This is a genomic window from Paenibacillus sp. sgz302148, from assembly GCF_056120465.1.
Window position 1 is genome coordinate 273,031 of record NZ_JBVYOJ010000009.1, and the last position, 20,451, is coordinate 293,481.

Here is a 20,451-nt window from a genome sequence, read left to right on the forward strand (position 1 = left end):
GGGTGTAACATGCTTTTTTGTTATCCTTGTACGTTTGCGAATATCGAATTTCGCAACAAATTATCTTCTGAACTTGCTGATCGCAAAATTCAGCCTCCGTTGCAAATTATCTTTCCAATTTTCGATTGATGCGACGTTTTGCTCCGCCATCTGGAGTGCCCTTACGACGTCGATTTGACCGTATCCGAAATTCGGATCCTTGCCGGGTGCGCCGAGATCGATGGCGCTTTTCCGCATAATATCCATGACCTCCGTATTTTTGAGGTTCGGGTTGACGGAACGGATAAGCGCAGCCAATGCGGCAACGTGCGGGCTCGCCATCGAAGTGCCGGACAAAGCCGCGTAGTCATTGCTAGGATACGTGCTCGCAATGCTGACTCCTGGCGCAGCAACGTCGACATAATCGCCAAAGTTCGAGAACGGCGCTTTGTTCTTATTCGAATCGGTCGCCGCAACCGCGAATACTTCCGGGTACGCAGCCGGATATCCCGGCCGATCCGTATTGTCGTTACCGCTGGCCGCGACAAGCACGACGTCGTGGTCATACGCGTATTTGATCGCATCGTGCAGGAACTGCGCTTCGGCATAGTTGCCGAGACTCATGTTGATGACTTTCGCTCCGTGATCCGTCGCCCAGATGATGCCTTCCGCGACGGTGTACGTCGTGCCTGCACCGCTCGAATCGAGCGCCTTGACCGGCATGACCTTATTATTCCACGTCATCCCCGCGACGCCTAAGCCATTGTTGACGAGCGCGGATATGATGCCGGCGACATGCGTACCATGGCCGACATCGTCCGTCGGCTGAGAGCCTTTGTTCACGACGTTATAGCCGCTGACCAATCTACCGTTCAGGTCGGAATGATTCAAATCGACGCCGGTATCGACAACGCCAACGATCACGTTGCCGCTGCCTTTCGACAGATCCCAGCCTTTTTCCGTTTCGATGATCGGTAGGTTCCACTGGTATTTGGAATACAACGTATCGTTCGGTACCTGTTCGTTCGTCAAATAATAATAATGGGGTTCGATGTAAACCGGATTCCATTTGCTGAAATATTTCATCATCGCGTTTGCATCCATCGTTTTCGAATGGAACACATACGTGTAGCCCAGCTTCCTGACATGCTTCGTGCCAAGATCCGCCTTCATCTGCGCAAGTTCCGCATCGGTCGGGGCATTGCGGAATCGAACGACCACCTCGTTAATATGGTAATGGCTTGCATTACCATTATCTTCACCGGTCTGGACCGTAATATCCCGGTTCGTATTCGGATCAACCGATTCGATTTTTGGCTTGCCTTCTTTTGGATAAGGGACCAATCGTAAATTTTTGCGCTGGTGCGCTTCGACTTTGGCCAGAATTTGCTGGTGCACGACGCCGACCATCGCGGATTTGCCGGCAGACGCCGGCACGCCAAGCACGAAATACGTATGCCCGTCATGCTTAATCGCTTTGGAATGGTACAATTCCCGGTTGAGCGCCTTCTTTTTCGCTTGCTCTAATTCCGCTGAGACTTTTGGCTTGAGCGATTTCTGCAAGGTGCCGCTCGTCACTTCGGAGTTTCCCTTGAACCATTGAACATAATCGATATTTTTGTGTTCCTCCTGCATTTTCCGCAAGGTCGCCGGGACTTCCCGTGCCGTTCGGCCCGAAATTTCGGTCATCATCATTTTGAAATCAAGGGTGCATTGCGTACGGCATAGTTCATCGGTTCGTTTCAGATCCTGGCTGAGAATGGCTTTTTTCATCGATACTTCATGCCAAGCGTTTTTCGGAATCGGCTGGGGAACTTGCATCGTTTTCGGATTTCCCGGATTGCGGGGAGCGGCAAAGGGATACATTAGTGCGACCAATGCGATCGTGAAAAACGCGGCAATCCAAAATCTGCGCATAATGGCGCCTCCTCAAGTTGAGATTTGTGCTCTTAGCGTAAGAAACTCGCCCGCAAATTATGCGCGCGGAAGGAGTACCTTTTCTGTCCGTTTTGTGGTAGGATGTAATACGGAAGTTCATTGACGATACCAGTATTTTTTGCCATCTTTTAAGGGGGAAGTTTTATGCCTGTGCACAATGTAAAAAACATTTGCGAAACGACAAGAGCAAAGCTGAAGGAAGCCATCGACAAAATGGAAGCTTTTTTGAATGCTTACAGCTTGCCTCAGCTTAATTCCGATAACGACGCGGACATGGGGCTGTTCTACAAAGGGTATTTGGCCGACTTGCGGCACTTGCTTGTTTTTTCCGAAGTTTCTTACGAAAAGCTGGGCGTTGTATTGCGGAGGCAAAATTTCGATAACGATTTTGCCGAAAGAGCGCTGTACGATGTTTATCATAATAGCGTTAATGCGTTTTTTTATCCTAAAAATGAATGTTATTCCGAAGATGGGCGTTATGCTTACACGGGGCAGGATGCCATCCGTTTCCGCAAGAAACCGGTCCGGGTCGCCCGCGACATCATCATGGACATTTCCAAGGTGTACGAGGAACTGCGGGACGATCTTTCGTATTACGAAAACGATTATTTGACACAGCGCCGGATGCAAGGCGAAAAAGCATAAATCCGGATAAGAACGATATAGAACCTTGAGATGCGATCGATTCGCATCTCTTTTTTTTGCAATTGTTTCATGGTATAGGGCGGCTTCTCCGCGGGAACGATTGTAGTGGGGGTGATAACTATGCCTGCAGTTAAATGCAGCGTATCCGATTGTAATTATTGGGCACAAGGGAACCGGTGCAGCGCCGAGACGATTTTGATCGAAATCGACAAGCACGCTAACGCCAACTTGAACGAAGAGTTTGCGGGTGAAGGCTTCGAGCCTAACCATAAGGATACCGCGAAAATTGCGTCCGCAACATGCTGCCATACGTTCGAGCCGAAAAAGGGTGCTTGAGGAGGCCGATACCTGATGGACAAGGATCACAACAGCCATGAAGGCGATTCGCAGGATACGGAGCGTCGGAAACGTCAGCAAATGAAGCTGGAATCGGGACGAATGCTCACCGAAGAAGAATATGCCACAGAAATCGCCGTCGCTGATTCCAATCTTCGCCGAGAACGGCCGGTTGCCGAAAGCAGGCCAAGCAGAGACGTTACGCGAACGAATCAAGGCGGCAGAACGATGGGCTGGGTTGCGCTTATCTTTTCTTTCGTTTCTTTGTTTTTATGGCCGGTTGTTATGGGACCTACGGCGATCGTTCTTGGCGCGGTAGCCTATATTCAAGGCAGCCGGGCAATGGCCGTATGGTCGATGATTATCGGCATGGTGGCCTTTGTGGCATACTTGGTGTTACTGCCCTTTTATCGTTAGAAGTGAAACAGGCTTGTTATGACTGCGGTCAGGCAAGTCTGTTTCTATTTATTTGAAATTTATAATTATGGAAATAAATACATGCAAAGTTTCAGGCCTCGTTAACCGATATATAAAATAGAATTAGTTCGAAAACGTACAAGAATGGGGCATAATGATGAGCATCGATTTCCGTTACGTCAAAGAAATGTTGAACCAGCAGCTGCTCCGCAGCCTGGATCTTACCGCCACAGGCACGTCGCCCGCGGCTGAGTCCAGCGAGCAGCAGTCCATCGATTTCGCGGCGCTTCTCCAGCAAATCGCATTGTCGGACAACCTTTCGGCAGAGGAACCAGGCAGCGCGTCTCTGGGACCGACGGCAATGGATGCATTCGGAAGCTTCGGCGCGATTCCGCGGATCCAATCCGCCGCTCAACCGGCTCCGGTCGCGTATGATTCCATCATCGGTTCGGCAAGCGCCAAATACGGCGTTGATCCGAATCTCGTGAAGGCAGTGATCAGCAAGGAATCGTCATTTAACCCGAACGTCGTATCCTCCGCGGGAGCCAAAGGCTTGATGCAGCTTATGGATGACACGGCACGGGGGATGGGCGTCACCGATTCGTTTGACCCTGAGCAGAATATCGACGGAGGAACAAGATTCCTAAGTTATCTTCTTCGCAAATATAACGGCAACGAAGGGGTGGCATTGGCCGCTTATAACGCCGGACCGGGCAGAGTAGATCGGCTGGGTATCCGGACCAACGACGATTTGAGCGAGAAGCTGCATTTGCTGCCGGAGGAAACGCAGCAGTATGTCCGCAAAGTACTTCGGATGCGGGACGACTTTGCGGTGTAATTGAACCTATTCGAACGAATAACGATCAAAACCCGATCATAAGGGATTTGATCTTTTTCTTTTGCCCAGATATGATATTATTCGGATATCGCATACCTGAAATATTGTCAAAGGAGCGGACATCATGCTGTATTTTGACCATTGCGCGACAACCCGGCCTTACGACGAAGTCATCGACGCCGTGACGGAAGTGATGAAGGAGCATTACGGCAATCCGTCGTCGATTCACCGGCTCGGAGCCCAAGCGGACAAGCTGCTGATGCGGGCCAGGGAAGTCATCGGAGAGTCGCTTGGCGTCTCCGCGGGGCAAATCCTGTTCACTTCGGGAGGTACGGAAAGCAATAATTTAGCGATTCGGGGGGCGGCGATGCAATATCGGAGCCGCGGCAATCATATGATAACTACAGCGGTCGAACATGCTTCCGTTTATGAATGCTTTAAACAGCTCGAGCGTGAAGGGTTTCGGGTTACCTATATTCCCGTTAACGCATCGGGGCATGTGGACGTTCGGGATATCGAGGCCGCGTTGACGGAGGAAACGATCCTCGTAAGCGTGATGCACGTCAATAACGAAGTCGGCAGCATACAGCCGATCGCCGAGATCGGGGCGCTGCTGAAGCATCGCCCGAAGGTGCTTTTTCACGTCGACGGAATTCAAAGCATCGGCAAAATCCCGGTAGATATTACAGGCTGGGGGATCGACCTGTTCAGTATTTCCGCGCACAAAATCCGCGGACCGAAAGGAGCCGGCGCGTTGTTTTGCCGGGACGGCGTAAAGCTTGAGCCGCTGCTTGCCGGGGGAACTCAGGAATTCGGCAAACGCGCGGGGACGCAAAACGTTCCAAACATCGTTGGCATGGCGAAAGCAGTAAGAATGACGCTGGAAGGGCAATCTAACAAGGAACGCCATTTGTACGCCATGCGATCGAAGCTGCTGGATGCGGTCCGGGCCATTCCCGAGCTTGTCGTGAGCGGCAGCGAGGACGAACGTATGATGGCGCCGCACATCATTCATTTTTGTTACCCGGGCATGAAGCCGGAAGTGTTTATTCATATGCTCGAAAAACATAAGATCATCGCTTCCACCCAATCGGCCTGCTCGTCAAAAACGAACAAGCCTAGCCGAGTGCTGCTCGCGATGACGAACGATGAGCGGCGCGCGGACAGCGGCATACGCATCAGCTTGTCTGCGGATCAGGAGGAGCATGAGATAGACTATTTATGCCGCATGCTGCCGCAAGTCGTCAATAAACTAAAGCCTTTGGAGAGATCAAACGAATGAAATACGATATGATAATGCTTCGCTTCGGAGAATTGGCGCTGAAAGGCAAAAATAGAGGCAAATTCGAAAAAGCGATTGAACGGGACGTGCGCCGCGTGCTGCGGCCATTCCCGGGTCTGAAGTACATGAGAACGTTCGGCCGCTTGTACGTCGAGCTGGAGGGGGAAAGCTACGAGAAAGTCTCCGCTTCCTTGCATAAGGTGTTCGGCATCGTATCTTACAGCCCTCTGAAACGGACCGAATCGACGCTCGATGCAATTCGCGCAACCTCTGTCGCCATGATGAAAGAGTTGAAGCAAATTCCGGCTACTTTTAAAGTGGCGACGAAACGGCCTTGGAAGCAGTTCCCTCATGACACGCTGCAAATGAATCATTTGGTCGGCGGTTACGTTCTTCAAGCTTTTCCCGGCTTGAAGGTGGACGTGCATCAGCCGGAAGTTACGCTGCACCTTGATATCCAGGAAAATGCCTCTTATGTGTTCTGCGAGGTCGTACCGGCTGCCGGCGGATTTCCGCTCGGCACGAACGGCAAAGCGATGCTGATGCTGTCCGGCGGCATTGACAGTCCGGTCGCGGGATGGCTGGCCATGAAGCGGGGGCTGGAGCTTGAGGCCGTACATTTTCACAGCTACCCCTTCACAAGCGAAAGAGCTCAGCAGAAGGTCATCGAGCTCACAGAGGTATTGTCTCAATATGCCGGAAGAATCAAGCTACATATGGTTCCTTTTACGGAAATTCAGACGGAGCTGACCAAAACCGGGCAGCAAAATTTGCTAATCACCCTGATGCGCAGAATCATGTTGAAAATAACGGTAAAGCTAGCTGAGCGGAATAATGCGCTGGCGATCGTGACGGGCGACAGCCTTGGGCAGGTGGCAAGCCAAACGCTGGGCAGCCTGAATGTGATCGGCAAAGGGATCGACATTCCGCTGCTTCGGCCTCTGATCGCGATGGATAAGGTGGAGATCGTCAAAATCGCCGAATCGATCGGCACTTATCCGATTTCGATATTGCCTTACGAGGACTGCTGCACGCTGTTCGTGCCGAAATCGCCGAGCACCAATCCGAATTTGCATGTCGTCGAACGAACGGAGCAATCGCTTACGGAGCTTGATCGCTGGATCGAGGACGCCGTCAACCAGACGGAAACAATCGTGCTGCCGGGCAATCGGAACGAAATTGATCGTCATTTGTTCTAATACATTTTCCGATGAAAAGGGGTATGCAAGATGGAATGGGTATGGTTATTTCTGCAAATCATGCTGATTAACATCGTACTGAGCGGAGATAATGCCGTCGTCATCGCGCTCGCCAGCAAAAATTTGCCTCCCGACAAACGGAAGCAGGCTGTCTGGTGGGGCGCCATCGGGGCGGTAGTTCTGCGCGTCATCCTGACGGTTGTTGCCGTGACGCTGCTCAAGGTGCCGTTTATTCAGGCTGCCGGTTCGATTCTGCTCATATACATCGCGATCAAGCTGCTTATGGACGATGACGGGCATTCTAACGTTAAGGAAGCGTCCACGCTCGGCAAAGCGGTGTGGACGATAATCGTAGCCGACTTCGTCATGAGTTTGGACAACGTGCTGGCGATCGCCGCCGTTGCGGGCGAAGATGTCCCGCTTATCGTGCTCGGCATCGGCTTCAGCATACCGCTCATCATCTGGGGCAGCACGGTCATCATGAACCTGCTGCAAAAATTTCCGATACTTGTTTACTTGGGCGCCGGTATTCTCGGTTACACGGCCGGCGAGATGTTCGTGAAAGATCCGAAAATGATCGAGTGGTTCATCCACGACTTTGCCTTCTTCCATTGGCTCATTCCGATCTTGACGACAGTTCTCGTCATCGGCCTGGGGTTAATGAAGAAGTTCCGTTTGATCCGAGTCGTCAAGTAACAACAACCAAAGCACTATTTTTACCGAAGCGGATGCTTGTCGGCTAGTATTTTTAACCAATCTGCATTACACTAGAGATATATCAAGAATCTTGTCGAAACCGACGGAACGGAGTGATGGGGAATGTCCAAAAATCAATCTGCGCTCGGCGTATTCATTCTACTTGCAGGAGTTGTCATTCTCCTCGGGAAGCTCGGTGTATTCAGCTTTATCGGAACGATTTTTTGGCCGTTGTTTATTCTCGTTCCGGGCATATTGCTTCACGTACTGTTCTTCAGCCGTATGCTGCCGTCGTGGGTATTGATCCCGGCCGGCATCTTGACGACCTACGGCTTGATATTTCAGATTTGCAACTGGTTCGGCTTCGATCTGATGAAGTATTTATGGCCGTTTTTCATGTTCGGCGTAGCGATCGGCTTGTACGAATACTACTGGTTCGAACCGCATCGCCCGAAAGGCATTTTCCTTGCCTCCATGATTCTGACGATCATTTCCGCCGTTTTCTTCGGGATTTCGCTGCTATGGGGAGCGGGCATTTATTTCGTCGCCATCGTCCTGATTATCGTCGGCGCGTTTCTTATTTACCGACGTCCACGGCTATGGTAGCTTGATTTTTTTGACGAAATTCGTATAATATTGTTATGTCAAGCGTCGGCACTGTTGTCCGGCGCTTTTTTTGGGCGCAAGACCGTTTATCCGTTTAACAGGAGAAGAAACCTACATTTGAAAGGAATTGACACATGCATTTAAGAGAAAATATTCGCAACATCGCCATTATCGCTCACGTTGACCATGGCAAAACTACGCTTGTCGACAAGCTGCTCCAGCAATCCGGAACGTTCCGCGAACACGAGGCGGTGCAAGAACGCGCCATGGACTCGAACGATCTGGAACGGGAACGCGGCATTACGATTTTGGCTAAAAATACGGCAATCACGTACAAAGATTATTTGATTAACATCGTCGATACACCGGGACACGCCGATTTCGGCGGCGAAGTGGAGCGGATCATGAAGATGGTCGACGGGGTTCTGCTCGTCGTGGACGCATTCGAGGGCTGCATGCCGCAGACGAAATTCGTATTGCGCAAAGCGCTTGAGCATCAACTGACGCCGATTGTCGTCGTGAACAAAATCGACCGTCCGAACGCGCGTCCGGCGGAAGTCATCGACGAAGTGCTGGACCTGTTCATCGAGCTTGGCGCGAACGACGATCAGCTCGATTTCCCTGTTGTTTACGCATCCGCATTAATGGGTACGTCCAGCAAAGATGCGGAGAAGCAGGATGATAACATGCAGGCGCTGTACGACACGATCGTAGAGCACATTCCGGCGCCGACGGAAAATGTAGACGAGCCGCTGCAATTCCTCGTCACCTTGATGGATTACAACGAATACTTGGGCCGCATCGGCATCGGTCGCGTAAACCGCGGCATCATTCGCCAAGGCCAGCCGGTAGCCGTCATGACTCGCGAAGGCGGCATCAAGCAAGCGCGCATCGAGAAGCTGTTCGGCTTCCAAGGCCTGAAGCGCATTGAAGTCGAGCAAGCGGGAGCGGGCGACATTATTGCGATCGCCGGCATCAAAGAAATCAACATCGGGGAAACGATCGCCGACCCGGCGAATCCCGAAGCGCTTCCGGTCCTGAAGATCGACGAGCCGACGCTGCAAATGACATTCCTCGTTAACAACAGCCCGTTTGCGGGCCGCGAAGGCAAATGGGTAACGTCCCGCAAGCTGCGCGAGCGTCTCTTTAAAGAACTGGAAACCGATGTCAGCTTGCGCGTAGACGAAACGGACAGCCCAGATGCGTTCGTCGTATCCGGACGCGGCGAGCTGCACCTCGGCATTCTGATCGAGAATATGCGCCGTGAAGGCTTTGAATTGCAAGTTTCGAAACCGGAAGTTATCGTTAAGGTTGAGGATGGCGTCAAGCTGGAGCCGATCGAACGGCTTATTATCGACGTGCCGGAAGACAGCATGGGTGCTGTCATGGAAAGCCTCGGAACGCGCAAAGCCGACATGGTGAATATGATCAACAACGGTACGGGACAAGTACGTCTAGAGTTCTTGATTCCAGCTCGCGGACTGATCGGTTACCGGACGCATTTCTTGACTTTGACGCGCGGATATGGCGTCATGAACCATGCTTTTGACAGCTATGGACCTTATGCCGGCAGCAACGTCGGAGGACGTCATCAGGGCGTTCTCGTGTCCAGCGATACCGGCACTTCGACGCTGTACGGGATTTTGTCAATCGAAGATCGCGGCATTCTGTTCTTGACACCGGGCGCAGAAGTGTATGAGGGGATGATCGTAGGCGAGCATACCCGCGATAACGATATTATTGTGAACATTTGCAAAGAAAAGCAGCTGAACAATATTCGCTCCGCAGGAAAAGACGATACCGTCAAGATGAAGACGCCAAGAATTTACTCGCTTGAGCAGGCGCTAGAATACTTGAACGACGACGAATATTGTGAGATTACGCCGAAATCCATCCGTTTGCGCAAGAAAATCTTGAATAAAAGCGAGCGCGAGCGTGCGGAGAAGCACCGGAAAATGGCCGAAGCGAACGTATAAACCGTTCCTTCGGGCAGGCTGAGAGGAGTGGAATGCGATGAGCGAGTGGTTTCAAGCCCATCCATGGATAGCTTATATTCTTATATTTTTGTTCATGACCTATGTATATAATCGAGTGTTCCGAGTTCGCAAGCTGCCGATTATTAAAGAGATTATCGTATATGTGCTGATCGGGCTTGGAGCGCTTATGCTGCTCGTATTCCAGATCGACGTGCTCCAAACGGGACGAGGACTTCCGATTATCCAAAGCCTTGGCGTTGCGGTCATTCTGATGCTAATGGTCCAAATTCGCTATTTTGTCGAAAAGCTGCAGAAGAGAAAACGCAATGGTTAACATGTGGCTGACTCCCGTCGTTTCGCGGGAACCGTTAACGTTCGGCACAGGCCGGCTCCCTGTGAGCCCGTCGCCGGAGCTAACGGCCTTCCGCGAAAAAATGAACCTGATTCATCCCCGTTTCGTCAGTATGTTCAAGGCAGAGCTGCTGACAAGCGGGGAATACGGCGGCGATGACGTTTGCGGCCCTGGAGGCCAGGACGAATATTCGTCCTTTTGCGTTTCTTTAAACGGCGATGGTCACCTAATTTTCGACGGCAAGCCTTGGGAATTGTCCCACTGCGGACAATCGTTTCTGGACCGTTTGCCTTCGGTAGGCGAAGTAAAAGGGTGGCTTGCCATTGCCCGCACCATGACGTGGTCCGATATGGAATTGCGCTTGCTTGCTTTGATCGATGGCTGGAACTTACTGGGATATGATGTCGTGTGGATAAGAGAGGGATAACCGGTGAATTTGCAGGATGCGTTGTTTAATTGGCTGCAAATCCGGATCGTAGCGGATGCTCGCCCGGAAGACAATGCAGCGCTGGATACATGCCAATTTTTTGAAGGAATCCTTGAAGAAGACCACAAACTGCAACATTTTCAAATTGTACGCGTCGATGATACGATGTATCATGTTCAGTATGAATCGGAGGGGAAAACGAAAAAGCAGCTTATCGACCGCGAAGCGGCGGAGCAGCTGCTGCATGACATTCAATCCAATCCGAAATACAATTAACTGGAAAAGGTGTATAGATCATGTCGAAATCTTCCGACTTGCCGCCGCGCGAACGTACGACCAAGCGCAAGAAAAAGCGGACTTGGCTGCGGGTGCTGATCACGGTGATCATCTTATGCCTGATTGGCGGCGGGGCGTTCGCGGCGAGTGTATTATTGAAGCTCAATGATAATATCGATAAAAAAATATCAAATCCGAACAAAGACGTCGAAGTACCGCCCGAGCAGTCGGCCAAAGTCAAGCCGCTATCGATTTTGCTGCTTGGCGTCGATACGCGAAGCAAAGGCGGCGGACTGAATACGGACGTCATTATCGTGGCTACGCTGAACCCGGTAACCAAAACGACGACGATGGTGTCCATTCCGAGGGACACTTACATCAAGGTCGAAGGGCACAAGAAGCGCAATATTTATAAGGCTAATTCCTATTATGCGACCTTCTATACGAATGCGCTGAAAGACGAGCTGGACAAAGGCACCAAGATGGATGCCGCCAAGGAAGCGGCGCTAACCAAAGCGCAAAACGACATTAAGCAATTTTTCGGCGATTATTTGAATATTACGATCGATTATACGGCAATTATCGACTTCAAAGGTTTCGTGCAAGTGGTGGACGAGCTCGGCGGCGTCGACGTCAACGTGGACCAGGATATGCGTTACCGCGATACGGCCGACGGCACGGACATCAACCTGAAGAAAGGCCCCCAGACTCTGGACGGGAAGAACGCGCTTGATTTCGTGCGTTACCGTCACTCCAATCCGGGCCGTAAGGGCGCAACGAAGGAGTCCAGCGACTTCGAGCGCAACATTCGTCAGAATCAAGTGCTCAAGGAGATCGTAGGCAAAATGCAAACGCTCGGCGGCGTAACCAAAATCGGCGACGTCATCGATGCGGTCGGCGATAATTTGAAGACGGACATTCCTAGTCAGCAAATTAAGGACTTGATCTGGACCTATATCGGAATCAGCAAAGACCATATTCGCTATACGCCGATCGAAGGAGCTTGGATAAGCCCGTATATGCAAGTTTCGGACGAGCGTCTCGACGCAGCCAAGCAATCGCTTCAGAACGAACTGCAAGGCAATAGCGACGCGCTGAAAGCGCCGGAGACAACGGACGAGAGCAAAGCAAAATAAAACGTAAGGGGCGTGCCGCGTGCGGTGCGCCCCTTTTCCGAATGGGACCTTGGCCGGACACATATAGCTCCTGTACAAAGCGTATGTTATAATAGCAGTAACATTATTGAACTAGGAGGTTCCGATTGCATGGCAGAACCGGTTACAACACTATCCGAGCCACTATTCGCCGAATTGCAGAAAGAAGCGTTCGTGATGCTCCATACGATCGACGCGGAATCCGGAGCTCCTACCGCCAGCGCCATTTCATGGGTGTACGCGGTAAGCCCGTCCAAGCTGCGATTTGCGGTAGATCAACGTTCCCGTCTGATCGCCAACATGACGCAAAATCCTTTGGTGACCGTTTCCGTCTTCGGTGCGGCTTCCGTGTACGCAGTATACGGCCGCGCTTCCGTTGTTGCGGAAACGTTGCCCGAAGTACCTTTAAAGCTGGCCTGCTTCGATGTGGACATCGACACGGTGCGGGATGCGATGTTCTACGGAGCGCGCATAACGGTCGGCCCCGAATATGAAAAAACGTATGACAAACGAGCGGCGGATAAGCTCGACGGACAAGTGTTTACCGCCATGAAAAAAGCCTAGTGAGCGTTTCACTGGGCTTTTTGCGGCTTTAATCGGCTGTTTGATTGGCCTACAGGCTTTTATTCAGTTTAGGACGATCACCTGCGTTCGGATCTTTCCTCGGCATGACATCCTGCGGCATTTGCGGCACGATTCGGCCCATAATATCGGCCAATTCTTCTGCAAAACCGGAAATCGGACGCCCGCGGCCGATATCGGCGCGAATTTCGCGGATCCGTTGCGCCAGATCCATATCGGCCGTAACGATGGCGTATTTGCCGTACGGGTCTTTGCGCAGCGCTTCGGCGACGGAATATTTGATCGTTCCGACGCGTGAGCGATCCAGTTTTTCGTTCACATCGATGCCGACGATCGCCGTATTGCCCATAACGACGCAATGGGCCCCGTTCACCTGCGGAACGCTTTTGGCCAGCGCCTCAAGATGGGCGGCAACCTCCGTTGGATTTTGAATGACAGGCTTTTGTCCTGGTGCCGTTGCATAAGGTCTAACCTGTTGACTATGAGGAGAGGGTGATGCCGCATTTCGATTCATGCAGCCTACAAGGGACAACGCTAACGTAACCGACATGGATACAAGCAGCAGTTTTTTGTTCATGGCAATAACCGTCCTTTCTTAACGAATGTCCGAGGTTAGTTTGTCCTTATTCCATCAATTTATAACGAGCGGCTGGAGGGACTCCTATGAAAAAAATATTTGTGTTGGATACGAACGTTTTGCTGCATGATCCTAACGCGATATATGCTTTCGAGGACAACGAGGTGATCATTCCCGCTGTCGTTCTGGAAGAAATTGATTCCAAAAAAAGAAATGCCGACGAACTCGGCAGAAATGCGCGATTTGTGTCGCGGCTGCTCGACGGATTAAGGGAACAAGGCCAGCTGCACAGCGGCATCAAGCTGGACAACGGAGGCAATCTCAAGGTTGAGCTGAACCATCGAAGCTTCGTTAAGGTTCAGGAGATGTTCGGGGAAATTACAAACGACAACCGCATTTTGGCGGTTGCGCTCAATTACCATATGGAGGAGCAGGACAAGGAATCGCCGCGACCGGTTATTATCGTAAGCAAAGACGTGCTCGTCCGCATCAAAGCCGACGTACTCGGATTAAACGCCGAAGACTATTTATCGGACCGGATCGCCTCGTCTTTGTCGGATATGTATATGGGGTACGTCTCGCTGTTTGTTCATCCGTCGGTCATCGACGAATTTTATACGTACCGGTTTCTGCCGACGAAGAGCTTGCCGCCGAACGTGCAGCTGCTGGCCAATGAATTCGTCATTTTGAAGGATGAGATGGGTTCGTCCAAATCGGCATTGCTTCGAGTGAGCAGCGACGGCAAAAAGCTGGAGCCCTTATACTACAGCAATGATCCCGTATGGGGCATCGGCGCTAGGAACGCGCAGCAACGGATGGCGCTGGAGCTGCTGCTGAACGACGATATTCCGCTCGTGACGCTCACAGGGAAAGCCGGAACAGGGAAAACGCTGCTCGCCCTGGCAGCGGGACTGATGAAGGTCGAGGACGAGCATAAATATAAAAAACTGCTTATCGCACGCCCTGTCGTGCCGATGGGCAAAGATATCGGCTATTTGCCGGGAGAAAAAGAAGAAAAGCTGCGTCCGTGGATGCAGCCGATTTACGACAATCTGGAGTTTTTGTTCGATACGAAAAAATCCGGCGATATCGATAAAATATTGCTCGGACTCGGCAGCATCCAAGTGGAGGCGCTGACGTATATTCGCGGCCGCTCGATTCCGGGCCAGTTCATCATTATCGATGAAGCGCAAAATTTATCCAAGCATGAAGTGAAAACGATCGTTTCGCGCGTAGGGGAAGGCAGTAAAATCGTGCTGATGGGCGATCCGGAACAGATCGATCATCCGTATCTCGATGCGACGAGCAACGGGCTGACTTATTTGGTCGAACGGTTCAAAGCGGAATCGATCAGCGGGCATATGACGCTGGAGAAAGGGGAGCGGTCCCGGCTTGCTCAGCTCGCGGCAGATTTGCTGTAAGCTACGATAGGAAACGAATGTTGCAACGGTAAGCTTTGGCGATGCCTTCGATCAATTCGTCCATTTGACGGTCGACCGCATACATTGTGGCGCCGTCTAGGTCGAACTTGGCAATAACGTGTTCTTCCAGCTGAAGAACCGCCATATGCCGTTCGGTTTGGCCGCTGCCTTCGATGCGATCGGCAAACGTAAACAAAAGCGTCAATCGATTATACAAATAACTGTTACCGGCGCGGCTCGTGAAGCCGTAATCCTCGAACGTTCCGGCCACTTGAGCCGCTTCCGGCAGCAGTGTCAGTTCCATCGTTTCATATTCGACCTTGTAATGGATGAGCAGCTCAACAACGGCGTCACGGTCATGCTCCGTATCGACGATGAGCATTTCTTTGTCACGGTCGAATAGGGTTACTTTAGCCGCGAGTCCTTTGACGATTTGCGCATAAAATCCGGGAAGCTTGCCGTCCGGCAAACTCATCAAAATACCGTATTTGATCATGTCAACTCTTCCTTCGCTCGATTCTATATTCGTTACTATTATCCATGAAACCGGCAGGGGTAGGCAAGCCGTTGCGGCCAACAATTGTTTTGAAGCGTTTTCAATATTTTGATATGATAGTAAGAAGTATAGGAGTGAAAGGAAGAAATTCGTGTCAAAGAAAAAAAATGCACTCGTCCTTGCTTCAATGCTGCTGATTTCCTTGATTTTGCTGCTCCAATTTTATGGAAGCGCCCCGATCACCCAGCAGAATTGGGATAAGGGAGAGCAAGTATTCCGACCGGCGGAAGAGACGGCCAAGCTGACGAAAGAGTCGAAGCAGATTAAAATCGCCGTTTCCATGGAGCCCGTAGAATATGTGATGCTGCAATCGATGAACATGAAATATATGGAGGAACACGGGATCTCCGTTGAATTAAACAATATTAGCCCGGCCGAAGCGTATGAACAGTTCAAAAGAATGTCGCAGCTCGGCGAAGCGCCGGATCTGCTCCTGCTCGACAACAGCTGGGTAAGAGAGTTTGCCGTGCTCGGTTATTTGCTGCCGGTGGACGCTTATTTCACGAACGAATCGCAATCGGACCAAATTGAGCCGATCATTGAGCAGTTGAAATGGAACGGATACATATGGGGCATCCCGAAGGATATCGATCCGTATGTCTTGGTATGGAACGACAAAGCATTGAATTACGGCAAAGGGTTGAAGCCATCCGCTAAGTTTGAAGAGTTTTATGCGTTATGCCGGATGCTGGCGAACCCGGAAGAGGGACGGCATGCGTTATATGTCAATCCGAATGACCCCTATGCGCTAATTTCGCTCATATGGCAATTGGGCGGATCATGGATCGATCGGACGAGCGGAAGCCCGCGGCTTTCCGATTCCGTAACGGGTCACATGTTGAGCCAGCTGTTCGATCCGAAGACGACGCAAGCTGCCGATAACAAAAGCAACGTCAACGGCAAGCCCGCGACCAAGGATGGCAACGAAGCGGCTCTGGCGTCGGGCGAGAGCGAGGACGCTCCGGCCGGACCGATATTTTATCGCGGCGCGGATAATGAGGATGAAGCATGGGAGCTGTTGAAGCAAGGCGACCTAGCGATGATGGTGACAACAATGTCGAAGTACCGGATGAAGGGAACGGCCGATATTCGTTACATGGAGTTTGATTCCAAAGAAGAAGTGAAAAACGGAGGCTGGCTTCGAGGGAGAAGCTTCGTCGTATCGTCCAGAACCGAACTGGAGGACGAAGCGATGGGATGGGTCAAAGCGATGACATCGACGGAATCTCAGCAAAATATGCTGGAAACGACAGGACAGCTGCCCGTTGTGAAATCGCTCTACCTGAATTCGTTCTCGAATGATTACGCTGATTTGCGGCATACGGCGAAAGTAACCGAGCAGGGCAGGGTGTTCCCGCCAGACCCCTATTTGCCCGAAAAACTGGAACAGCTTCAGCAGGAGCTGCCGAAGCTGTGGAAAGGCGATATCGATGTCAAGTCGTTTATCGAACGTGTCGATAGCGGATGGAAAGGCAAGGGCCTATAATGCGATCGTTAAATCGACAATGAGCTTGCCCTGTTCGATCTTGATGTCGGTCGCTTTGAACAAAGCGATGACTTTCTGCGGATAGAAGCTCAGATCAAACTGTTTCTCCAGATCCCGGCACGTCGTATCCGGCAGGTCAATGCCGTTAAATGTGAGCCGGTCGACGTGGAAGCGGATTGCGTTCTCCGGCTCTTCCTCCAGCGTGTAATTCCCATAAATGCTGACTTCCATATTGTCCTGTTTCCCGCTTGCTTTAACCAGACCGGGTTCGAATTTGAACTCCATCTGCTTGAAAAGCGGGTTTTTTTGCCGCAGAAACGCATTCAGGTCCGTTTCCTTGATTTGCACGGTGTAATTGAATCCGTCGATCACAATATTTTCGCGATGGTTATCGAGCAGCTCGGGGAAATCCTTCATCGCCGCAGCAAGCGCGCGGAAATACGTTTGTACCGCCTCGATGCCGGAAGATTGCCAATGCGCGATCAGATCCTGAATCATGCTTTGCAGCTGCTCACGGTTGCCGCTTTGATCCAGCTCGCTTTGCACTTCGGATTGAAGTGCGGCGACTCGGTTTCTTTGAGCGACCAGCCGGGATTTTAGTTCGTTCAGCTCGGTTTCCGTTTTTTTGTATTCGGCGTTTAGCGATTTGATCTCCCGATAAGCGGTCGTATAACGATCCAGCGTGCGGCCGTCGTTCTCGAAGATGACATTGAAATAGTCGAACACGGCGAACAGGTCGCTGAATTTGTCCAATGATAGAAGCGATAGCCATAACGATTGCCTTTCGCCGGTATAATATGCGCGCAATATGGCTCCTGCCTGCTCCCGCTTGCCTTCGATCAGCGTCTCCTGCTCCCCGATCAGGCGTTCGGACTCGGTGATTTTTGCTGCTGTCGCTTGTCGCGACTCGTCGATGCGTGCGATCTCTTTATCGATTTCGACGATGGACAAGCTTTTTTCCAATATGCTTTTGGCGCCTTGATCGGCTTCGGCGGGTACAAGCTCCGTGGCGGCATACGATTCCGTCTGCGACAAGAGCATCCAAAGGCAGATGAGAGCGGCAACGCTCCGTTTCAGCATGTTCACGCGATAACCCCCTCGTCCCTACACCCTAATCATATTATGGGGAGACGGGCTTTATGTATTGGAGCAGCCGATCGATGGAAACTGTTTTGGACGGGACCTCCATCTTGAACGAAGGGGCTTGATCCAGGTTATCGTAGGCAATGTCCGTATCGAGCTTCAGACCGAGCGGCGTATCGCTTGTTTCCGGCTTGAATGTCAGATCCAGTTTCATCGTTTGCCGGACGACGCGGCTCTCGCCGTCGACGGTGAGCTGCAGCTGCAACGGTCCGTTCAAGGTTGTTTGCTCGGCCAGCTTCTTTTTCTGCCCGTTGTCCAGCTTCTCTAGCTGTGACTTTAGCACCTGCAATTGCGATGAGTTAATCACATGATAAGAGGCCATCGTATCCAATAGTTCCGGCAGCTTCGGGTAGAGCTGAGTCAAAAAAGCTTCCTTGTTCTTATCTTCCACTTCGACGGATATCGTATGGACGTTCTGATTGCTAGCGTCCGATGCCTTGGTCTGCCGAAACGATCCGGGTTCGACGGCGTCCGCAATCGTGCCGAATAAACGGGCAAACATGCCGTTCATCTGAAACGTATCCGCGGAAAGCGGTCCGATTTGGGCTCCTTTGGCAAGATCGATCTCAAAATATTCATCCGGTGCGTTAACGAGTGGCGTGCCCACGTACATTTTGTTATCCTTGAACAGCATGGACAGATCGTACGCTTGCTGATTTCCTTCCGGCTTAACGTTCAGCTTCATCTCTCCGCGCGCCGCTTGGCTGTCTACGGCCCCTTGCCACTTGATCTGACTGTTAGCCAATGCCTCGGCCAATTGGCTTGTCAGGGAGGCTGTCTGAGGCTTTGGAACATCGGCGCGAACATTGGCCGAACCGGCGAAGGAGTAGCTCTTCATTTCGGTTTGCTTCTGAATCGATTGCCGCACTTCTTTCTTTAATGTATCGTCGTCTGAACAGCCGGCGGCCAAGGCAACGAACAGGGCTAGGCCCGCCAAACCGAGCAGCGATTTGCGCTTCTTCATGCCGATACTCCTTCCTGGTATCATAATCTTTTAATATTATAGCGACTCGTACGGTATTTGTCTTTAGCTGAGACTAGAATGGATCGAACGGAGGATATTTCGATGGAACTAGAGCGAACCGAAATACCTAAACAAGGAGAACGCGGGGACGAGAGCTTGATCGACTTGCTTCGCGGCCGTATCAAGCAAAGTCCGGATCAAACGATCACTTTCGCCGCTTATATGGAAGCATGTCTTTATGATCCCGAGCATGGCTATTACACCCGGCAGCGGGATAAAATCGGCAAGGACGGCGATTTTTATACAAGCTCCGCGATCGGGGGATTCATGGGAGAAATGCTGGCAGCCTATGTGTATAAAGTGATTCGCGATAACGGATGGGCCGGTCAGGAAGTGACGTTGACGGAATGGGGCGGAGGTACGGGACAGCTCGCGGAACAAATCGTTCGGGGGCTGCAACAGGCCGAAGCGACGATTCTTTCGGATATCCGATATCAGGTTGTGGAGGAAAGTCCGTATCACCGAGATATCATCCGCCGGAGGTTGGCTCCGTATGCCGATATATCGACGGTGTTTACGCGTGAAGAGTATGAGCGGCAGGTGATTTCAGGGCATCATATCGTATTGTCAAACGAACTGCTCGACGCATTCCCGGTCCATCGATTGCACAAGCATCGGGGAGAAGTTATGGAAATTTGCGTAGGCTGGGATGACGAGAGCGGATGGTTCCGTGAAATGCTCTCGCCGATTCGCGACGAACGTCTGACACGTTATGTACAAGATGAAGCCATCGAGCTTGCGGAAGGGCAGACGATCGAAGTGAACCTGAACGCCATCGCATGGCTGGGCAATATAGCCGACAAATTGCCTGCGGGAAGCATCGTCTTGTCGATCGATTACGGGGATGAGTCAGAGGAGTTGTACGCTCGCTCTCGGATGAATGGCACGTTTTTATGCTACCGAAACCATACCGCGTATGATCGTCCGTATCGCTTCATCGGTGAGCAGGATATGACGGCACACGTCAATTTTTCTTCTCTCATGCGTGCCGGAAGCAAATTAGGTTTGGAAACAATCGCATACCAGACACAAAAGCAGTTTCTGATCGAGGCCGGCATATTGAACCGATTGCAGCAGCACGCCGGCGATCCGTTCTCGAAGGAAGCTCGCGCCAATCGTGCCATCCGCCAACTGCTCCTAAGCGATGGCATGAGCGAATTGTTTAAGGTGCTAGTACAGCAAAAAAGCGGCTGATCGCTCAGCCGCTTTGTCGTCGACGTCTTCTTAGAAAGGTTTGCCCATCTCAAAAAATGTCCAGTACGTATATCCCCCGAAACTAAGGATCATATACCCCCAGAACATTAATATGTAAGTCCTTTCAGTGAAGTTCAAGTAACCGAGTAGTACAAATACGGCGGTTTGGAAAAAGAACAGAAGTGCCATTTCCACCATATCGCCGGCATATGCCATAAGCCCGATCACCAGTGTAAAGAAGCCGAGAACCCGAAACATGCGTGCCACTGTATTCTCCCCCTCTCTCGCAGGCGCAGTCTTTAACCAACATTATACCGCTTTTCTCGACTTGGTGTAAACTGCGAATC

General features: G+C 51.4%; 23 protein-coding genes. 17 read left to right on the forward strand and 6 right to left on the reverse strand.

All coding sequences use genetic code 11. From position 1 onward, the window contains the following. Positions 1 to 60: 60 nt before the first annotated feature. Positions 61 to 1,896 carry a S8 family peptidase gene (locus tag AC0LWM_RS15725; RefSeq protein WP_474675899.1) on the reverse strand — a complete coding sequence of 612 codons (1,836 nt, stop codon included), beginning with the start codon at positions 1,894 to 1,896 and terminating at the stop codon, positions 61 to 63. Positions 1,897 to 2,061: 165 nt separating this feature from the next. Here AC0LWM_RS15725 and AC0LWM_RS15730 point away from each other — a divergent pair, with 165 nt between their 5' ends. From AC0LWM_RS15730 to AC0LWM_RS15795, 14 genes are all read left to right on the forward strand, one after another. Continuing rightward, entirely contained in the window at positions 2,062 to 2,562 is a 501-nt protein-coding gene (locus AC0LWM_RS15730) for a YpuI family protein (RefSeq protein ID WP_474675900.1), read from the forward strand. A 120-nt stretch (positions 2,563 to 2,682) separates the two neighbouring features. Then, positions 2,683 to 2,898 (forward strand): DUF1540 domain-containing protein, encoded by a 216-nt coding sequence (locus AC0LWM_RS15735; RefSeq protein ID WP_474675901.1) that lies wholly within the window; start codon positions 2,683 to 2,685, stop codon positions 2,896 to 2,898. A 15-nt stretch (positions 2,899 to 2,913) separates the two neighbouring features. Next, the gene (locus AC0LWM_RS15740; protein WP_474675902.1) at positions 2,914 to 3,315 is read left to right on the forward strand and encodes a hypothetical protein; all 402 of its coding nucleotides are present in this window, start codon (positions 2,914 to 2,916) and stop codon (positions 3,313 to 3,315) included. A 157-nt stretch (positions 3,316 to 3,472) separates the two neighbouring features. Then, positions 3,473 to 4,153 (forward strand): lytic transglycosylase domain-containing protein, encoded by a 681-nt coding sequence (locus tag AC0LWM_RS15745; RefSeq protein ID WP_474675903.1) that lies wholly within the window; start codon positions 3,473 to 3,475, stop codon positions 4,151 to 4,153. Positions 4,154 to 4,277: 124 nt separating this feature from the next. Next, positions 4,278 to 5,435 carry a cysteine desulfurase family protein gene (locus AC0LWM_RS15750; protein WP_474675904.1) on the forward strand — a complete coding sequence of 386 codons (1,158 nt, stop codon included), beginning with the start codon at positions 4,278 to 4,280 and terminating at the stop codon, positions 5,433 to 5,435. Beyond that, positions 5,432 to 6,634, forward strand: coding sequence for a tRNA uracil 4-sulfurtransferase ThiI (thiI, locus tag AC0LWM_RS15755; RefSeq protein ID WP_474675905.1), 1,203 nt, complete (start codon positions 5,432 to 5,434; stop codon positions 6,632 to 6,634). Before AC0LWM_RS15750 ends, thiI begins: the two co-directional genes overlap by 4 nt. Positions 6,635 to 6,664: 30 nt before the next feature. After that, complete coding sequence (locus AC0LWM_RS15760) at positions 6,665 to 7,330, forward strand: TerC family protein (RefSeq protein ID WP_474675906.1); 666 nt, start codon at positions 6,665 to 6,667, stop codon at positions 7,328 to 7,330. Positions 7,331 to 7,453: 123 nt separating this feature from the next. After that, a complete protein-coding gene (locus tag AC0LWM_RS15765; RefSeq protein WP_474675907.1) occupies positions 7,454 to 7,936 on the forward strand; it encodes a hypothetical protein in 483 nt (160 codons plus the stop codon). Between the two features lie 134 nt (positions 7,937 to 8,070). After that, entirely contained in the window at positions 8,071 to 9,912 is a 1,842-nt protein-coding gene (typA, locus tag AC0LWM_RS15770) for a translational GTPase TypA (RefSeq protein WP_474675908.1), read from the forward strand. 37 nt (positions 9,913 to 9,949) lie between these two features. Beyond that, complete coding sequence (locus AC0LWM_RS15775; protein ID WP_474675909.1) at positions 9,950 to 10,246, forward strand: YlaH-like family protein; 297 nt, start codon at positions 9,950 to 9,952, stop codon at positions 10,244 to 10,246. Beyond that, entirely contained in the window at positions 10,239 to 10,691 is a 453-nt protein-coding gene (locus AC0LWM_RS15780; RefSeq protein ID WP_474675910.1) for a hypothetical protein, read from the forward strand. Before AC0LWM_RS15775 ends, AC0LWM_RS15780 begins: the two co-directional genes overlap by 8 nt. Positions 10,692 to 10,694: 3 nt before the next feature. Then, the gene (locus AC0LWM_RS15785; protein ID WP_474675911.1) at positions 10,695 to 10,967 is read left to right on the forward strand and encodes a hypothetical protein; all 273 of its coding nucleotides are present in this window, start codon (positions 10,695 to 10,697) and stop codon (positions 10,965 to 10,967) included. A gap of 20 nt (positions 10,968 to 10,987) precedes the next feature. Further along, on the forward strand, positions 10,988 to 12,103 hold the full coding sequence (locus AC0LWM_RS15790; RefSeq protein WP_474675912.1) for an LCP family protein: 1,116 nt from the start codon (positions 10,988 to 10,990) through the stop codon (positions 12,101 to 12,103). A 129-nt stretch (positions 12,104 to 12,232) separates the two neighbouring features. After that, a complete protein-coding gene (locus AC0LWM_RS15795) occupies positions 12,233 to 12,685 on the forward strand; it encodes a pyridoxamine 5'-phosphate oxidase family protein (RefSeq protein ID WP_474675913.1) in 453 nt (150 codons plus the stop codon). 49 nt (positions 12,686 to 12,734) lie between these two features. Here AC0LWM_RS15795 and AC0LWM_RS15800 read toward each other — a convergent pair whose 3' ends face one another. Then, the gene (locus AC0LWM_RS15800) at positions 12,735 to 13,280 is read right to left on the reverse strand and encodes a YhcN/YlaJ family sporulation lipoprotein (protein WP_474675914.1); all 546 of its coding nucleotides are present in this window, start codon (positions 13,278 to 13,280) and stop codon (positions 12,735 to 12,737) included. Positions 13,281 to 13,366: 86 nt separating this feature from the next. Between AC0LWM_RS15800 and AC0LWM_RS15805 the strand changes: the two genes are divergently transcribed. Next, positions 13,367 to 14,701, forward strand: a complete 1,335-nt coding sequence (locus tag AC0LWM_RS15805; RefSeq protein WP_474675915.1) for a PhoH family protein — start codon at positions 13,367 to 13,369, stop codon at positions 14,699 to 14,701. 1 nt (position 14,702) lies between these two features. Here the strand turns inward: AC0LWM_RS15805 and AC0LWM_RS15810 are convergent, their stop codons facing one another. Then, positions 14,703 to 15,197, reverse strand: a complete 495-nt coding sequence (locus tag AC0LWM_RS15810) for a hypothetical protein (RefSeq protein ID WP_474675916.1) — start codon at positions 15,195 to 15,197, stop codon at positions 14,703 to 14,705. 151 nt (positions 15,198 to 15,348) lie between these two features. Here AC0LWM_RS15810 and AC0LWM_RS15815 point away from each other — a divergent pair, with 151 nt between their 5' ends. Next, on the forward strand, positions 15,349 to 16,743 hold the full coding sequence (locus AC0LWM_RS15815) for a sugar ABC transporter substrate-binding protein (RefSeq protein WP_474675917.1): 1,395 nt from the start codon (positions 15,349 to 15,351) through the stop codon (positions 16,741 to 16,743). Here the strand turns inward: AC0LWM_RS15815 and AC0LWM_RS15820 are convergent. Continuing rightward, complete coding sequence (locus AC0LWM_RS15820; protein ID WP_474675918.1) at positions 16,738 to 17,829, reverse strand: hypothetical protein; 1,092 nt, start codon at positions 17,827 to 17,829, stop codon at positions 16,738 to 16,740. The genes AC0LWM_RS15815 and AC0LWM_RS15820 overlap by 6 nt on opposite strands. A gap of 34 nt (positions 17,830 to 17,863) precedes the next feature. Beyond that, positions 17,864 to 18,850 (reverse strand): hypothetical protein, encoded by a 987-nt coding sequence (locus AC0LWM_RS15825; protein ID WP_474675919.1) that lies wholly within the window; start codon positions 18,848 to 18,850, stop codon positions 17,864 to 17,866. 102 nt (positions 18,851 to 18,952) lie between these two features. Here AC0LWM_RS15825 and AC0LWM_RS15830 point away from each other — a divergent pair, with 102 nt between their 5' ends. After that, a complete protein-coding gene (locus tag AC0LWM_RS15830; RefSeq protein ID WP_474675920.1) occupies positions 18,953 to 20,104 on the forward strand; it encodes a class I SAM-dependent methyltransferase in 1,152 nt (383 codons plus the stop codon). 30 nt (positions 20,105 to 20,134) lie between these two features. Here the strand turns inward: AC0LWM_RS15830 and AC0LWM_RS15835 are convergent, their stop codons facing one another. After that, positions 20,135 to 20,371, reverse strand: coding sequence for a DUF2626 domain-containing protein (locus AC0LWM_RS15835; protein ID WP_474675921.1), 237 nt, complete (start codon positions 20,369 to 20,371; stop codon positions 20,135 to 20,137). Between the last annotated feature and the right edge of the window lie 80 nt (positions 20,372 to 20,451).

Bases quoted from the DNA above. Each gene is read 5' to 3' on its own strand.
- AC0LWM_RS15725 (WP_474675899.1), bottom strand. From the start codon at position 1,896: ATGCGCAGATTTTGGATTGCCGCGTTTTTCACGATCGCATTGGTCGCA.
- AC0LWM_RS15780 (WP_474675910.1), top strand. From the start codon at position 10,239: ATGGTTAACATGTGGCTGACTCCCGTCGTTTCGCGGGAACCGTTAACG.
- AC0LWM_RS15790 (WP_474675912.1), top strand. From the start codon at position 10,988: ATGTCGAAATCTTCCGACTTGCCGCCGCGCGAACGTACGACCAAGCGC.
- AC0LWM_RS15825 (WP_474675919.1), bottom strand. From the start codon at position 18,850: ATGAAGAAGCGCAAATCGCTGCTCGGTTTGGCGGGCCTAGCCCTGTTC.
- AC0LWM_RS15810 (WP_474675916.1), bottom strand. From the start codon at position 15,197: ATGATCAAATACGGTATTTTGATGAGTTTGCCGGACGGCAAGCTTCCC.
- AC0LWM_RS15735 (WP_474675901.1), top strand. From the start codon at position 2,683: ATGCCTGCAGTTAAATGCAGCGTATCCGATTGTAATTATTGGGCACAA.
- AC0LWM_RS15830 (WP_474675920.1), top strand. From the start codon at position 18,953: ATGGAACTAGAGCGAACCGAAATACCTAAACAAGGAGAACGCGGGGAC.
- AC0LWM_RS15795 (WP_474675913.1), top strand. From the start codon at position 12,233: ATGGCAGAACCGGTTACAACACTATCCGAGCCACTATTCGCCGAATTG.
- AC0LWM_RS15750 (WP_474675904.1), top strand. From the start codon at position 4,278: ATGCTGTATTTTGACCATTGCGCGACAACCCGGCCTTACGACGAAGTC.
- AC0LWM_RS15765 (WP_474675907.1), top strand. From the start codon at position 7,454: ATGTCCAAAAATCAATCTGCGCTCGGCGTATTCATTCTACTTGCAGGA.
- typA (WP_474675908.1), top strand. From the start codon at position 8,071: ATGCATTTAAGAGAAAATATTCGCAACATCGCCATTATCGCTCACGTT.
- AC0LWM_RS15775 (WP_474675909.1), top strand. From the start codon at position 9,950: ATGAGCGAGTGGTTTCAAGCCCATCCATGGATAGCTTATATTCTTATA.
- AC0LWM_RS15745 (WP_474675903.1), top strand. From the start codon at position 3,473: ATGAGCATCGATTTCCGTTACGTCAAAGAAATGTTGAACCAGCAGCTG.
- AC0LWM_RS15730 (WP_474675900.1), top strand. From the start codon at position 2,062: ATGCCTGTGCACAATGTAAAAAACATTTGCGAAACGACAAGAGCAAAG.
- AC0LWM_RS15800 (WP_474675914.1), bottom strand. From the start codon at position 13,280: ATGAACAAAAAACTGCTGCTTGTATCCATGTCGGTTACGTTAGCGTTG.
- AC0LWM_RS15805 (WP_474675915.1), top strand. From the start codon at position 13,367: ATGAAAAAAATATTTGTGTTGGATACGAACGTTTTGCTGCATGATCCT.
- AC0LWM_RS15760 (WP_474675906.1), top strand. From the start codon at position 6,665: ATGGAATGGGTATGGTTATTTCTGCAAATCATGCTGATTAACATCGTA.
- AC0LWM_RS15740 (WP_474675902.1), top strand. From the start codon at position 2,914: ATGGACAAGGATCACAACAGCCATGAAGGCGATTCGCAGGATACGGAG.
- thiI (WP_474675905.1), top strand. From the start codon at position 5,432: ATGAAATACGATATGATAATGCTTCGCTTCGGAGAATTGGCGCTGAAA.